Origin of the sequence: Hymenobacter profundi (assembly GCF_019334315.1) — a bacterium.
GTDB classification, from domain to species: Bacteria; Bacteroidota; Bacteroidia; order Cytophagales; family Hymenobacteraceae; genus Hymenobacter; species Hymenobacter profundi.
Genome location: NZ_JAHWGL010000024.1, coordinates 37,539 through 52,139 on the forward strand (window position 1 = coordinate 37,539; position 14,601 = coordinate 52,139).

Consider the following 14,601-nt stretch of genomic DNA (forward strand, 5'->3'; position numbering starts at 1 on the left):
ATGGGCTTCTACTTACTCTCTGCAAACGTTTGCAATTATTTGCACAAAAAAAGGCTATTGTTTGCATCAGCGGAGTATATGACAGTGAAAAGAGGGACATAACTTTAGCTTTACTCCAGGATGCGCGCCTCTATATTTAGTGTAATCTGGGCTAATTATATTGAATATCAGCACGAAAAAATAGCAATTGTGTCAAAAAAATCATCAGTCTTTCATTTATCTGTCCTAAGAACTATAAGAAAACGGCTTTTTACAATATTAGAGACAAACGTTTGCACACTGTTATAGAAAGAAAACGTTTGCGATAGACTACTTGAGTTAGCATTAGTTTAGATAGTTGGACTAGTTCATTAGCGCAACGGCATGCGGCTATTCTGTTGCGCTATTTTTGCACATTACTTTTCCTACTCCAATGCCTACCCTCGCCGACCTCATGCGCGTGCTGGAACAAGCCGCGCCCCTTGCCTATCAGGAATCTTACGACAACGCCGGGCTGCAATGCGGTAATCCGCAGTTGGAAGTTAAAGGCGTGTTGATTGCCCTCGACTGCACTCTGGCGGTAGTAGATGAAGCACTAGCGCGGGGCTGCAATGTGGTTGTAGCGCACCACCCGCTCATCTTTAAGCCACTGAAACGACTGACCGGCGCCAACGAAGTGGAGCAAACACTGTTGAAGGCTATTAAGCACGATGTAGCCCTCTACGCTGCCCACACCAACCTCGACAACGTGCGCCACGGCGTCAACCGCAAGCTGGCCGACAAGCTCGGCCTGCAAAACCTGCGCATTCTTGATCCTAAATTCGGCACACTGGGCAAGCTTGTCACCTACGTACCGCCTACTCACACCGACGCCGTTTTGCAGGCCCTATATGATGCTGGTGCCGGCCAGGTAGGCAACTACTCCCAGTGTAGCTTCCGCACGGATGGCACGGGCACCTACACGCCTGGTGCCGACACGAACCCATTTCAGGGTACGCCCGGCCAACCTGAAACGGCCCAGGAGCAACGTGTGGAAGTGCTCCTACCATTGCACTTGCAAGGCGCCGCCCTGCGGGCGCTACGGCAGGCACATCCTTATGAGGAAGTAGCCTACGAGCTGATAAAGCTGGAAAATGTGCACCAGGATGTAGGCAGCGGTATGGTAGGCGAACTGCCTGAGCCGCTGCCACCGCAGGAGTTCCGAGCACGGCTGCGGGCAGCACTGGGCGTGCCAGTGGTGAAATACACCGAGTTTGCGCAGCCTATTAAAACAGTAGCCTTGTGTGGCGGCGCGGGCAGCTTCCTTACCGGCAAAGCTAGGGCAGCCGGCGCACAGGCCTACGTAACCGGCGATTTGAAATATCACGAGTATTTTGCCGCCGAAGGCCAGTTGATGCTGTGCGATGTGGGCCACTACGAAAGTGAGCAGTTTACCAGCGAGATTTTCCGGGACTTGCTTACAAGCGCATTTACCCGTAAATTTGCGGTCTTAATTGCTGAGACCCTGACCAACCCCGTTCGATATGATTTCTAATACCTCCGCGGATACCCCCGTTGCTAGTAAGCTGGAAGCGTTGCTGAATTTGCAGCGTATTGACTCGCAACTCGATGAAATTCGGCGTGTGCGGGGCGATTTGCCCGAAGAAGTGCGGGATTTGGAGGACGAAATTGCTGGCTACGAAGTACGCGTAAGCAAGTTTGACGAAGAAATCTCGGGCCTGAACGACCAGATCAAACAGCGCAAGCAAAACGCCAAGGACGCCGATGGCCTTATTCGCAAGTATGAGGACCAGCAGCAAAACGTGCGCAACAACCGTGAGTACGAGGCTATTGCCAAAGAAATTGAGCTGCAAAAGCTGGAAATTCAGATTTCGGAAAAGAAAATTAAGGAAGCTCAGTATCAGATTGAGCAGAAAAACACCGAAATCAGCGGCACCAAGCAGCGCCTCGATGAGCGACGCAAGGATCTCGACAACAAGCAAGCTGAGTTGCAAACCATTGTAGGGGAAAGCGAAGCCGACGAGAAGAAGCTGATGGACGAGCGCGGTGAGGCTACCCAGCCCATCGAAGAGCGCCTGCTGACAGCCTACACCCGTATTCGCGGCAACGTGCGCAACGGCTTGGCCGTGGTGCCCGTGAAGCGCGATGCCTGTGGTGGCTGCTTCAACACGGTGCCCCCGCAGCGCCAAGCCGATATCATGTCGCATAAAAAAATCATTGTGTGCGAGCACTGCGGCCGGATTCTGGCTGATGTAGCGGCCCGCGCTGAATAAGTTTTCAGCTGTATTTTGAAAAGGAACGGCCCCTGGGTCGTTCCTTTTTTGCTATATGAGGTGTTGGTTTTTCGTCCTGCTTACTCAACGCATAGTCACGCATGTGCTGCTCGCGGCACTACTTCTTGCCGCGCACGTCGGCGTGGGTGCCTCTTCGCGGGAAGCGCCGCGTACCCTCACACCCACTGCTGCCCGCGCCTACGCTGAACTGCTGAAGCTGCGCCCCGCTACGGCCCGCGTCCTGCTACGCAACGAATCCGCCACGGCTGCCGGGACCCTACTGGTGCAGGACTGCATCGACTTTGCGGAACTATTGGTATCGCAGGATGCCGGGCGTTACGCGGCCACCGTGGCCGCGCAGGATCAGCGACTGGCTTTGTTGGAAAAGCAGGCCGGTGCCCTGCCCGACTACGCCCGTGCCGAAATTCGGCTGCACCAGGCGGCGGCGCAGGTCACGTTTGGGCACGAGATTCGGGGGGCGTGGAGTCTGCGGCAGGCTTATCAGCAGATGCAGGCCGTGGCCCAACGCTACCCCGCCTATCTGCCGGCCCGCAAAACGCTGGGGATGCTTCAGTTCTTTATTGGCTCACTACCCGAAAACTACCGCTGGTTTCTGAAGCTACTGGGCCTACCGGGTAGCGTGGAAACGGGCTTGCGTAACCTGACGGCCGCCGCCCGCTCGTCCCATGATTTTCAGTTTGAGTCGCGCCTGATTCTAGCGCTGCTCCGCGAAACGTATCTGAAAGACGGCGAAGCGACGGCCCAGCAGTTTGAGCAACTAGCCGCACAACAACCTGACAACTTACTGCTCAGCTATTTAACGATTAGTCAGCGCAAAAAACTGCACCACACGGCGGCGGCGCTGGTCGCCTACCGGAGCCGCCCTACCGGCGCGGCTTACCTCCCCCTGCCCTATCTGCACCACATGGCCGCCGACCTGCTGTTGTATCAGGGCCAATACGCGGCGTCAGAAACTGAAAATCAACAATTTCTGCGTGAATATCGTGGCCAGCACTACCGCAAGGATGCGTACTTTAAGCTTTATCTGGCCGCTTGGCTGGGCGGCAACCAAACGGCCGCCACGCAGTACCGTCGGCAGATTGACGCGCAGGGCCGCGACGTGCTGGAGGAAGACCACTATGCGCAGCGTTTCTACGACGACGCCCTACCCCTCCACCGCATCCTCACCCGCGCCCGCCTGCAAACCGACGGCGGCTACTACCCCGAGGCACTCGCCACGCTACGCACCTTTGTTCTCACGCCCACTACTCCTCTGCGCGACCGACTAGAATGGCCTTATCGTCAAGCCCGCGCTTGGCATTTACACGGTCAGCCTGACTCGGCCCGCCGTTATTATGCGCGCACGATTACCTTGGCAGGCACGGCCCCTTACTACTTCGCACCGCAATCGGCCCTTCAGCTAGGCTATCTGTATCAGACTGATGGGAAAGAAGATACGGCGCGTTCGTATTTTCAAAAGGCGCTCAGCTACCCTAAGCACGAGTATAAAAATAGCACCGATACCAAAGCAAAAGTGGCCCTGGCGGCGTTGGCTCAGTAAAGCATTCACACTATTCTACCCCGTTTTGCCTGCATCTTTGCTTTGTGCTGACTATCTCTTACTCTGAGCTACCACCCGATTTTCGGGCGCAAGCCTTGCAATGGGCGACGCAGTATCGCTATTGCGCTTATTACGAGCCCAACCACCACTTGTCCTACCCCAATGGGCCGTTTGAACGGCTGCTGGGCGTGGCTGATTCAGCTACGGGTTCTCCTACCTGTCTAGATGAATTGCGCCTTTGGATGCAGCAAAAGGCCCCTGCCGGGCCGCGCTTCGGCATTCTGACCTATGAGCTAAAAAATGAGATAGAGGCTCTGCACAGCCACAATTTTACTGGCCTGGAGTGGCCCACGCTGCATTTCTTCACGCCCCAAACCTGGCTGCATTGGCGCAAAGATGCGCTGGAGATTCATGGTGATACCGACGAGGTACTGGCGGCTATTCTGGACACCGTTCCGCCTACCCCGGCTGCGCCCCGCGTGGCCACCATGCGCCCGCGCCTACCCAAAGCCGACTATACAGCAGCCGTAGAGGCCGTGCGCGAAGACATTTTGAATGGGGAAGTGTACGAGCTGAACCTGTGCATGGAGTTTTTCGCGGAGGACGTTGTGCTCGACCCCGTGGCTACGTATCTGCGCCTGAACGAAGCCTCGCCAATGCCATTTGCGGGCTTCTATAAGTTAGCCGACCACTACCTGCTCTGCGCCTCGCCCGAGCGATTTTTGTCTCAGCATGAGTCGGTCATCCTTTCTCAACCCATTAAAGGTACCATTCGGCGCGGTACTACCCCAGCCGAGGACGAGCAGCAACGCTACCAGCTATTGCACAACGAAAAAGAGCGCGCCGAGAACCTCATGATTGTGGACTTGGTGCGCAACGATCTGGCCCGCGTAGCACAAACCGGCTCGGTGCGGGTGCCGGAACTGTTCGGCCTCTACCCCTTCCGCCATGTGTGGCAGATGATTTCGACCATAGAAGCCGAGTTGCGCCCCGACGCAGACTTGGTAGACATCTTGCGCGCTACCTTCCCTATGGGCTCTATGACCGGCGCCCCCAAGATACGGGCCATGCAGCTCATCGAGCAGTACGAGCGCACCCGCCGCGGCCTCTACAGCGGCTGCCTCGGCTACGCTTGGCCCAATGGCTCGTTCGAGTTCAACGTGGTCATCCGCTCCATGCAATACCGCGCCGACACGGGCTACCTCTCGTTTCAAGTTGGCTCGGCTATTACGTATGACTCGGTGCCCGAGCAGGAATACGCCGAGTGTCTGCTGAAAGCCAAGGCCATGCTGGAAGTACTAGGCGCGGAAGTGAGTGAGTGAGTGAGTGAGTGAGTGAGTGAGTAAAAAAACGTGTGTCATCCTGAGCGTAGCGAAGGACCTTATCACGTTAGCACGATACTCGTAACAACGACTTGTTCAGGCGTGATAAGGTCCTTCGCTCTGCTCAGGATGACAGACTTCCTATCCTCAAGCCTCTTCCCCATTCAGCCCCTGCTGAAACTTCTCTAAAAACTGACCCACGTGGTAGCCATCAGCAAGACCGTGGTGGACGTTGACGGCCACGGGCAGCCAGATGCGGCCGTTTTCCTCGTACGTTTGGCCGTATGAAATCTTGGGGCAGCTGTCGGGGTGGCGGAAGTTGCGGGCGTGGGTAAGGCTGCTGAAACGCACCCACGGAATGGCCGAGCAGTGCAGTACGTCGGGGCGGCCGGTGGTGTCGTTGAGCCGAAGGCCGGTACTGGCCTGCACGGCCGCTATTTCGGCGGTAGCGGCGGTTACAAAATCGGGTAGCGCGTCGTGCGCTTCCATAAAGGAGAAGCCAAATGTATGGTCGGCCCGGCCGATGGTGGCGGAGGCGTGCACCCGGTCGTATTGGTACACTTGCCCGTCTTCAATACGCGTTCTGAACTCCGGTACCTGATTGGCAGCCTGTAAGGAGTGGTAGAGGTAATACAGGAAAAACGACACGCCCAGCCGTTTCGCTTCAGCCCGCGCCTGGGTACAGTCAACCGGTGCTACCAAGCCAAAAAAGGGCTCATCGAAAGTGGAAAAGAAGGCAAAATGCTCCCGGCGGTTCCAGGAAGCCAGATCAACGAGATGTTTCATGGGCGGCAAGTTCGGTAACTTCGCGGCTTTTCTAGCCTCTCTACTGCTCCCTTATGTCTGCTTCCTATTTGGTTGCTTTTGATGCCGACGACACCCTTTGGCCCAATCAGCCGCATTTCGACCGGGTAGAGACCCGTTTGTTTGAGATTATGGCGCACTGCGGCGACGTAGCCTACATCAGCACCCACCTCAACGCCGTGCAGCGCCGCAACATGCAGTTGTTTGGCTATGGCGCCAAGTCGTTCATGCTTTCCATGATCGAAACGGCCATTCAACTAACCAACGGCGCCGTCACGGGCAACGACATCCAACAGATTCTAGAAATGGGCAAAGACTTGCTGCGCTTTCCCATTGAGCCCCTACCCGGCGTAGTGGAAGTTCTCACGGAGCTACGCCGGCGCGGCCACCGCCTACTCCTGCTCACCAAAGGCGACCTGTTCGATCAAGAAAGCAAAATTGCTCGCTCTGGCCTGGGCGAGCTATTCGACCATGTGGAGGTAGTCAGCGAGAAAGACGAGGCCACGTACCGCCGCCTCCTGACGCGCTATAACGCAACGGTTGAGGAGTTTGTGATGATTGGTAATTCGCTGAAGTCGGATATTCTGCCTGTGGCGCGGCTGGGTTTCCAGGCCGTACACGTCCCCTACCACACCAACTGGATTTTTGAGCATGTTGACCCAGCTCTGCTGGAAGGTATTGCTTTCAAGCAGGTTGAAGATATTCGCGCCGTGTTGGAATTGGTGAGATAGTGAATGGAAAACAGTTGTCATCCTGAGCAGAGCGGAGGACCTTATCACGTGAGAACGAGTCGTTGTTACGAGCATCATTCTCACGTAATAAGGTCCTTCGCTCTACTTAGGATGACAATAGTCTACACATCAACACGTCATCAATCACCACATCATCCCCTCTGCCATTCTGTCATTTCTGCGGTAAAAACCTTACCTTTGACACTCCCAAAATGTGAAGCTGAAGCTGCGCGCCTCCATGTCTCAACCGCTGATTACCCTCGATTTTCTTGATACGCCTACCCTCGATACGCCGTCGGTAGACGCCACCACGCATGCCCACGAGCCCACGGAGGCCGTGCGCGTGAGCCCGGCCACCCGCACCGGCCGGCAACGCAAGCTCTACATCGAGAGCTACGGCTGCCAGATGAACTTCTCCGACTCCGAAATCGTGTCGAGCATTCTGTTCAACGAGGGCTTCGACACCACCGACGATCTGGCCGGCGCCGACCTAGTGCTGCTTAATACCTGCTCCATCCGCGAGAAGGCTGAGCAAACGGTACGTATGCGCCTCAAGCAAATCAACTCGCACAAAAAGCGCCGTCCAGGCATGTTAGTAGGCGTGTTAGGCTGCATGGCCGAGCGCCTGAAAACCAAATTTTTAGAGGAGGAGAAAATTGTAGACCTAGTAGTCGGCCCCGACGCCTACCGCGACCTACCCCAACTGATTTCACAGGTCGACGGGGGCCAGAAGGCCGTGAACGTGTTGCTGAGCCGTGAGGAAACCTACGCCGATATCACGCCCGTGCGCTTGAACAGCAACGGCGTCACGGCCTTCATCAGCATCATGCGCGGCTGCGACAACATGTGCTCGTTCTGCGTAGTGCCCTTCACCCGCGGCCGCGAGCGCAGCCGTGATACGCACAGCATTGTACAAGAGGCCCGTGACTTGGTAGCAGCTGGCTACAAAGAAGTTACGCTGCTCGGCCAGAATGTAGATTCCTATAAGTGGGCCAGCGAAGATGGCGCCGAGCGCGTCAACTTTGCCCAACTGTTGGAGCGTGTGGCGCTGGTAAGCCCCGAGCTGCGCGTGCGCTTCTCCACCTCCCACCCCAAAGACATCACCGACGAGGTGCTGCACACGATGGCGCGGCACGAGAACATCTGCAAGTATATTCACCTACCTGCCCAGAGCGGCAACTCGCGGGTGCTAGCGCTAATGAACCGCACCTACGACCGGCCCTGGTACGAGGAACGCGTGCAGGCCATCCGCCGCATCCTTGGCGACGACTGTGCCATCTCCACTGATATGATTGCTGGCTTCTGCTCCGAAACCGAGGAAGAGCACCAGGATACCCTGACGCTCATCGACTTCGCGCAGTACGACATGGGCTACAACTTCTTCTACTCGGAGCGCCCCGGCACGCTAGCCGCCCGCAAGCTGGCAGACGACATTCCGTTGGAAACCAAGAAGCGCCGCTTGCAGGAAATCATCGACCGGCAGCAGCTACACGCCCGCGCCCGCTACGCCCGCATGGTAGGCCGCGTGCATAAAGTATTGGTAGAGAACACCTCCAAGCGCTCCAAAGAGCACCTGAGCGGCCGCAACAGCCAGAACCAGGTGGTTATCTTCCCAAAAGGCAGCTTCCAGAAAGGCGATTACGTGAACGTATTCGTGAGCAGCACGACCGGCGGGGCGCTATTGGGAGAAGCGGTATAGAGTAATGGGTGTATCAGCAAGCGTCATGCTACGCTTGCTGATACACCCATTTACACGCCAAATAGAACACTCCGCTTTTCGTCTACTCTACGAAAACCTACCACGACCTTGACACCATCTGAGATTCAAAGTATAAAGTTGCGCTTCGGTATTATCGGTAATGCGCCGGCGCTGAACTACGCCATTCAGGTGGCGGCGCAGGTAGCGCCTACCGATATGACGGTGCTGATAACGGGCGAGAGCGGCTCCGGTAAGGAGTCGTTTTCTAAGATTATTCACGCGCTGTCGCCCCGCAAGCATGGGCAGTTTATTGCCATCAACTGCGGCGCCATACCCGAGGGCACCATCGATTCGGAGCTGTTTGGGCACGAAAAGGGCTCTTTCACGGGTGCCAATGAGGCTCGCAAGGGCTATTTTGAGGTGACCAACGGCGGCACCATCTTTCTCGACGAAATTGGGGAAATGCCGCTGGGTACGCAGGCCCGTCTGTTGCGCGTCCTGGAAAACGGCGATTTTATTCGGGTAGGCTCTTCCAAAGTGCAGAAAACCGATGTACGCGTGGTGGCTGCTACCAACGTAAACCTACTGGAAGCCGTGCGCAACGGCCGTTTCCGCGAAGACCTCTACTACCGCCTCAATACGGTGCCCATCACCGTACCGCCCCTACGAGAGCGGGGCGATGATATCTACCTGCTGTTCCGCAAGTTCGCCACCGATTTTGCCGACCGTTACCGCGTGAAGCCCATTTCGCTGTCGCCGGAGGCTGTGCGGGAATTGCAACGCTACCGCTTTCCCGGCAACATTCGCCAGCTTAAGAACGTGGCCGAGCAGATGTCGGTGCTGGAAATGGAGCGCGAGGTGGATGCTACCCACCTGCGCCAGTACCTGCCCCAGGAGCAGAGCAGCAACTTGCCCATGCTGCTGAGCGCGGCGGGTCCGGCCACCGACGGCGCGGGTAACGCCTACTCCGAGCGCGACTTATTATATAAGGTGCTCTTCGACATGCGCCGCGACATGACCGACCTGAAGAAGTTGGTGCTGGATCTGGCTGCCGGTCAGCGGCCTCAGGAAGCGCAGGAACTGTTGCGCCAAAACAGCCACCTGTTTACGAACCTCAACGTGGCACCCTACGAGGGAGGCCGCTTGAACGCCCGCCCCGATACGGCCGGCGCTTCGTCGGATTACTTCATGCACCCTGAGGTAGAAGACGCCACCGAATACGAAGAAGAGGAGCAGCGCGTTGAAGATATTCCGCACGAGACGGAAGAGGAAACCCTTTCCCTAGAAGCCAAGGAAAAGGAGATGATTATCAAAGCGTTAAAAAAGCACAACAACAAGCGTAAGTACGCCGCCCACGACCTGGGCATCTCCGAGCGCACGTTGTACCGCAAGCTCAAACAGTATGATTTGGAACAAGCATAGGTTTTCTGAGCTGTTAGCTGTTAGCCATTGGCTGTTAGCCTTTAATTTCCTGAATAGGAAGTACAAAAAAGCTATCAGCTATCAGCTACTAGCTATGAGCGTAATCTTAAGTGGTTGCTCGGTTTATTCCTTCACCGGGACCAACATTGATCCGTCGGTGAAGACTATGTCCATTGCTACCTTCCAAAACAACTCCAGTAATGGCCCTTCGGCGCTGTCGCAGCAGTTTACGGAAGATTTCAAGGATTACTTTCAGCGCAACACGCCGCTCAAGATGCAGCAGCGCGATGGCGACTTACAGATTGAAGGTCAGATTATTGCCTACGATTTTGCCCCGGCCGCTATTCAGCGTGAGGGCAACGTGGACCAAGCCGGCGTGAACCGCCTTACCATCCAGGTACGGGTGAAATTCATCAATACCAAGGACGATACCCAGAGCTTCGAGCAAACCTTCCAGAGCAACGGCGACTTTCCCGCATCGCAGTCCATTGTCGCAATCAATAGCGACCCATCCTCTATCCGCAGAATTACCACCAACATCATCACCGACGTATTCAATAAGTCGGTGGCCAACTGGTGATATAGGACTGTTGCAGAACGTCATTTCTCCCTACGGTCGAAATGACGTTCTGCAACAGTAATTTCTGACGATTGAGTTAGCATCCATCGCACGTGAGATTTTTTCTTATAGTCGAAATGACGTTCTGCGATAGTTACTCTTAACACTTAACGCTTTAAAAGATGACTCGCGCGTCGCTGCTGCATATTCTGGACCATGTCGGCTCTATATCGGAAGCCGAAAATCAGGAGCTGGTGCAGCTGGCTACGGCCTTTCCTTATTGCCAGACCGCTCACTTACTGCTCGCCAAAGCCGCGCACGACAAGGGTAGTATGCTGGCCAGCCAGCGCTTGCGTCGGGCGGCTACCTACGCCGCCGACCGTCAGTTGCTGCGCTTGCTCATTGAGCAACCCGACGTGCTGCTACCTACTGCTACTTCAGCACTTGCTTCTGTGCAATCAGTTCAGCTAGCCGTTCCTGAGCTACCCCTGGCCGAAATGCCAACGACGGAAGAACAGCCGGTAGCTTCCGTACTTGTTGAGGTACCCGCTGAGCCAGTTGAGGAGGAAGTTTTGGTTGCTGCCGAGACTGATGTCCCCGCTTCGGACTCAAATGAAGTATTTGCTACTTCATTACCAGCGCTTGGCGATTCTCCGCCAGCCTTAGATATTGCAGCCGAGCCGGAAGCTGAGCTAGTGGAGCAAACGGATGAGGTAGTGCCTACTGCCGAGGAAATAACAGAAGCTGAAGCCGTTACGAAAACTGCGGAGGAAGTTACCCATGAAGCCGCCGTTCCTGTTGTAGTAGAAGACTTACTGCCCGCCACGGCACCGCCCATTCGGCCGCCGGCCGACGCGGGGTCCTCGCGCTTTGAGTTTGGCTTGGCCGATTCAAGGCTACCAGCCCCAGCCGTTTATGAGCTATTCGACGACACGCCCGCTACTGAGACTCCTACCCCACCTACGCGTACCGCAGCCAGTCCGCCATTCTACGCCGACCCTAGCATTGGCTACGGCTTAGACCTGGGTAGCCGCTTGGGCACCAGCCTGCAACCGCACGACACCTACACCACCGACTTACCGCACACTGGCTTCTTCCTCCCCGATGCGCTGCTCTTAGATCATGTGGCAGCACAACAGCCGGCCCCGCGTAAAACCCTGGCTATCATCGACCAATTCCTCAAAAACCAGCCTCGTTTAAAAGCGCCAGCCGTGGTACCACCCGCTGAGGAACAAACCGATTTATCGGTACCCAGCACCAGCGCTACCCCCGCGCTGGCCTCAGAGAGTCTGGCAAAAATTATGGTGAAGCAGGGCAAAACCGCCAAGGCCATTGAAATATATGAGCGCCTGATGGTGCGGCAGCCGGAAAAAAAGGCGTACTTTGCCGACCAAATTGCACAACTGAAATCTTCGGAATAGTATGTATTACGCACTGCTTGTTCTTGTCTTTATCGTTTGCTTGCTGCTGGCGCTGGTGGTTCTGGCCCAGAATCCGAAAGGCGGCGGACTTTCCAGCCAGTTTGGTGCGGGCGGTACGGCCCAGCTTATGGGCGTGAAACGCACCGGCGACCTGCTGGAAAAACTAACCTGGGGCTTTGCTATTGCCCTGATGGTTTTGTCGCTGGGTAGCCACATGCTGGCTAGCGGTGGCGGCAATGGTCCCGTTCGCAGCATCAACCAGCAGCGCGCCCTCGAAACGCCTACCCTACCCTCAGCGCCCGCCATCCCTGGCACGGGCGCCACACCGGCCCCGGCCGGCGCACCAGCTCAGCAACCAGCTGCGCCGGCCCCGGTTACTCCCGCCCCCGCTCCAGCCGCAGAGTAATCACTCCACACGTATCGAACCTGACTATAAAACCAGCCGCTTTTCTGAAAAGCGGCTGGTTTTTTTATGGCATTCGTGCATCTCGCCGAGAAGACACAGTGCCATCACAACCACCGCCACCCTGCCACGTATGGCAGTCCTGACAGGCTAAAAAGCCCGAAAATCAAGTTTGGGCGTTCATTCTGTCAGGTTTTGGTGGGCTGGCATAAGAAGTGTTCCTCTACCAGCACCCCTTAGTTTTACATTCACTTTCACCCAAAACAACCAATATGTCACTAAGCATTAAACCGCTGGCTGACCGCGTTATCATCGCGCCGGCCGCTGCCGAGGAAAAGACCAAATCTGGCATCATCATCCCCGACACGGCCAAGGAGAAGCCCCAGCGCGGCGAAGTAGTAGCCGTAGGCGAAGGCAAAGTGGCCGACAATGGCACTGCCATTAAGCCCCAGGTAAGCGTGGGCGACCAGGTGCTGTATGGCAAATATGCCGGCACTGAAATCACTGTAGAAGGCAAAGACTACCTCATTATGAAGGAGTCGGACATTTTTGCCGTTCTGTAAGTCGACACCCCTTTCCTTTCTTTTTTGCAGTAATTCCCCCTCAATACCAAGATGGCTAAGAACATCCAATTTGATACCGAAGGCCGCGACCGTCTGAAGCGCGGCGTGGATAAACTGGCGAATGCCGTGAAAGTAACCCTGGGCCCCAAAGGCCGCAACGTGGTTATTGACAAGAAATTTGGCGCCCCCACCATCACCAAAGATGGTGTAACCGTAGCCAAAGAAATTGAGTTGAAAGATCCCATCGAAAACATGGGCGCTCAACTGGTGAAAGAAGTAGCCAGCAAAACTGCCGACCAGGCTGGTGATGGCACGACCACTGCTACCGTTCTGGCCCAGGCTATCTACACGGCTGGCTCGAAGAACGTAGCTGCCGGTGCTAACCCGATGGACCTGAAGCGTGGTATCGACAAGGCGGTGAAAGCCGTTGTGGAGAACCTGAAGTCGCAGTCGAAGAAAATTGAGAATTCGTCGGAAATCGCGCAGGTTGGCACTATTTCGGCCAACAACGACGCGGAAATCGGTAAGATGATTGCCGACGCGATGGACAAAGTAGGCAAGGAAGGCGTTATTACGGTAGAAGAAGCGCGTGGCACTGAAACCGAAGTGAAAACGGTGGAAGGCATGCAGTTTGACCGTGGTTACCTGTCGCCCTACTTCGTAACCAACCCGGAGAAGATGGAAGCGGAGTTTGAAAACCCCTTCGTTCTGATCTACGACAAGAAAGTGAGCACCATGAAAGAGCTGCTGCCCGTACTGGAGCAGGTAGTTCAGACGGGTAAGCCGCTGGTTATCATCTCGGAAGACGTAGACGGTGAGGCGCTGGCTACGCTGGTAGTAAACAAGCTGCGCGGCTCGCTGAAAATTGCTGCCGTGAAAGCTCCTGGCTTCGGCGACCGTCGTAAGGCGATGCTGGAAGACATTGCTGTTCTGACGGGCGGTACGGTTATCAGCGAAGAGCGTGGCTACAAGCTCGACAGCGCTACGCTAGAGTACTTGGGTCAGGCTGAGAAGATCATCATCGACAAAGACAACACGACGATTGTCAATGGCCGCGGTGATAAGGAGACCATTACGGCTCGCGTAAACGAAATCAAAGCCCAAATCGGCACCACTACGTCCGACTACGACAAGGAGAAGCTGCAAGAGCGCTTGGCCAAGCTGTCGGGTGGTGTGGCTATCCTCTACATCGGTGCTTCTACGGAGGTAGAGATGAAGGAGAAGAAAGACCGCGTAGACGATGCCCTGCACGCTACTCGCGCCGCCGTTGAGGAAGGCGTGGTACCCGGCGGTGGTGTAGCATTGGTACGTGCTTTGGATGCTCTGGAAGCAGTTGACACCGTTAACAGCGACGAGCGTACCGGCGTGAACATTATCCGCACGGCCCTCGAAGCTCCCCTGCGCACCATTGTGGCTAACGCCGGTGGCGAAGGCTCGGTAGTAGTACAGAAAGTGCGCGACGGCAAAGGTGACTACGGTTACAACGCCCGCGAAGACCGGTACGAGAACCTGGTAGCCGCTGGTATCCTAGACCCCACCAAAGTAACGCGTCTGGCCCTGGAAAACGCAGCCAGCATTGCTGGCCTGCTGTTGACCACGGAAGCAGTTATCACCGACGAGCCTGAGGAAGACAAAGGCGGTGCTGGCGGCGGTGCCGCTGGTATGGGCGGCATGGGTGGCATGGGCGGCATGATGTAATCATCGCAGATTGTCGCTGATTCGGCAGATTTCGCTGAATCGGATGCTTATAGAAACGGCCCCGCAACGTTGGTTGCGGGGCCGTTTTTTGTTGAATTAACGCTCGTGTGTCATCCTGAGCGGAGCGAAGGACCTTCTCACGGTAGAACGACTATCGCACCAATGA

13 protein-coding genes are annotated in these 14,601 nt (G+C 55.9%); 12 read left to right on the forward strand and 1 reads right to left on the reverse strand.

Going from position 1 to position 14,601, the window contains the following annotated elements; all coding sequences use genetic code 11:
* Window positions 1-412 precede the first annotated feature (412 nt).
* The 4 genes from KYK14_RS08395 to KYK14_RS08410 are packed head-to-tail and all read left to right on the forward strand — an operon-like array spanning window position 413 to window position 5,135.
* A complete protein-coding gene (locus KYK14_RS08395) occupies window positions 413-1,513 on the forward strand; it encodes a Nif3-like dinuclear metal center hexameric protein (protein ID WP_246601744.1) in 1,101 nt (366 codons plus the stop codon).
* Entirely contained in the window at window positions 1,503-2,252 is a 750-nt protein-coding gene (locus KYK14_RS08400) for a zinc ribbon domain-containing protein (protein WP_185283841.1), read from the forward strand. Before KYK14_RS08395 ends, KYK14_RS08400 begins: the two co-directional genes overlap by 11 nt.
* Before the next feature lie 55 nt (window positions 2,253-2,307).
* Entirely contained in the window at window positions 2,308-3,813 is a 1,506-nt protein-coding gene (locus KYK14_RS08405; protein ID WP_219158426.1) for a tetratricopeptide repeat protein, read from the forward strand.
* Between the two features lie 44 nt (window positions 3,814-3,857).
* Entirely contained in the window at window positions 3,858-5,135 is a 1,278-nt protein-coding gene (locus tag KYK14_RS08410; protein WP_219158428.1) for an anthranilate synthase component I family protein, read from the forward strand.
* A gap of 147 nt (window positions 5,136-5,282) precedes the next feature.
* On the opposite strand, the gene KYK14_RS08415 is transcribed toward KYK14_RS08410, so the two are convergent.
* A complete protein-coding gene (locus tag KYK14_RS08415) occupies window positions 5,283-5,921 on the reverse strand; it encodes a chloramphenicol acetyltransferase (protein WP_219158430.1) in 639 nt (212 codons plus the stop codon).
* A gap of 53 nt (window positions 5,922-5,974) precedes the next feature.
* On the opposite strand from KYK14_RS08415, the gene KYK14_RS08420 reads away from it, so the two are divergent.
* The 8 genes from KYK14_RS08420 (at window position 5,975) to groL (ending at window position 14,435) form a co-directional block, all read left to right on the forward strand.
* Window positions 5,975-6,670 (forward strand): HAD family hydrolase, encoded by a 696-nt coding sequence (locus KYK14_RS08420; protein WP_219158432.1) that lies wholly within the window; start codon window positions 5,975-5,977, stop codon window positions 6,668-6,670.
* Window positions 6,671-6,908: 238 nt separating this feature from the next.
* Complete coding sequence (gene miaB / locus KYK14_RS08425; protein ID WP_219158434.1) at window positions 6,909-8,369, forward strand: tRNA (N6-isopentenyl adenosine(37)-C2)-methylthiotransferase MiaB; 1,461 nt, start codon at window positions 6,909-6,911, stop codon at window positions 8,367-8,369.
* 108 nt (window positions 8,370-8,477) lie between these two features.
* Window positions 8,478-9,791: a sigma-54 interaction domain-containing protein gene (locus KYK14_RS08430; protein WP_185283846.1), complete on the forward strand. Its 1,314-nt coding sequence runs from the start codon at window positions 8,478-8,480 to the stop codon at window positions 9,789-9,791.
* A gap of 94 nt (window positions 9,792-9,885) precedes the next feature.
* A complete protein-coding gene (locus tag KYK14_RS08435) occupies window positions 9,886-10,371 on the forward strand; it encodes an LptE family protein (RefSeq protein WP_208307325.1) in 486 nt (161 codons plus the stop codon).
* A gap of 161 nt (window positions 10,372-10,532) precedes the next feature.
* Window positions 10,533-11,771, forward strand: coding sequence for a hypothetical protein (locus KYK14_RS08440; protein WP_219158436.1), 1,239 nt, complete (start codon window positions 10,533-10,535; stop codon window positions 11,769-11,771).
* Window position 11,772: 1 nt separating this feature from the next.
* A complete protein-coding gene (gene secG, locus KYK14_RS08445) occupies window positions 11,773-12,177 on the forward strand; it encodes a preprotein translocase subunit SecG (RefSeq protein ID WP_185283849.1) in 405 nt (134 codons plus the stop codon).
* A 269-nt stretch (window positions 12,178-12,446) separates the two neighbouring features.
* Window positions 12,447-12,737 (forward strand): co-chaperone GroES, encoded by a 291-nt coding sequence (gene groES / locus KYK14_RS08450; protein ID WP_185283850.1) that lies wholly within the window; start codon window positions 12,447-12,449, stop codon window positions 12,735-12,737.
* A 51-nt stretch (window positions 12,738-12,788) separates the two neighbouring features.
* Complete coding sequence (groL, locus tag KYK14_RS08455; protein ID WP_185283851.1) at window positions 12,789-14,435, forward strand: chaperonin GroEL; 1,647 nt, start codon at window positions 12,789-12,791, stop codon at window positions 14,433-14,435.
* Window positions 14,436-14,601: the final 166 nt, after the last annotated feature.

What these genes read in the sequence shown, in the direction of transcription:
- KYK14_RS08400 (WP_185283841.1), top strand. Translation starts at nt 1,503, where the DNA reads ATGATTTCTAATACCTCCGCGGATACCCCCGTTGCTAGTAAGCTGGAA.
- KYK14_RS08395 (WP_246601744.1), top strand. Translation starts at nt 413, where the DNA reads ATGCCTACCCTCGCCGACCTCATGCGCGTGCTGGAACAAGCCGCGCCC.
- groES (WP_185283850.1), top strand. Translation starts at nt 12,447, where the DNA reads ATGTCACTAAGCATTAAACCGCTGGCTGACCGCGTTATCATCGCGCCG.
- groL (WP_185283851.1), top strand. Translation starts at nt 12,789, where the DNA reads ATGGCTAAGAACATCCAATTTGATACCGAAGGCCGCGACCGTCTGAAG.
- KYK14_RS08405 (WP_219158426.1), top strand. Translation starts at nt 2,308, where the DNA reads ATGAGGTGTTGGTTTTTCGTCCTGCTTACTCAACGCATAGTCACGCAT.
- secG (WP_185283849.1), top strand. Translation starts at nt 11,773, where the DNA reads ATGTATTACGCACTGCTTGTTCTTGTCTTTATCGTTTGCTTGCTGCTG.
- miaB (WP_219158434.1), top strand. Translation starts at nt 6,909, where the DNA reads ATGTCTCAACCGCTGATTACCCTCGATTTTCTTGATACGCCTACCCTC.
- KYK14_RS08435 (WP_208307325.1), top strand. Translation starts at nt 9,886, where the DNA reads ATGAGCGTAATCTTAAGTGGTTGCTCGGTTTATTCCTTCACCGGGACC.
- KYK14_RS08440 (WP_219158436.1), top strand. Translation starts at nt 10,533, where the DNA reads ATGACTCGCGCGTCGCTGCTGCATATTCTGGACCATGTCGGCTCTATA.
- KYK14_RS08420 (WP_219158432.1), top strand. Translation starts at nt 5,975, where the DNA reads ATGTCTGCTTCCTATTTGGTTGCTTTTGATGCCGACGACACCCTTTGG.
- KYK14_RS08415 (WP_219158430.1), bottom strand. Translation starts at nt 5,921, where the DNA reads ATGAAACATCTCGTTGATCTGGCTTCCTGGAACCGCCGGGAGCATTTT.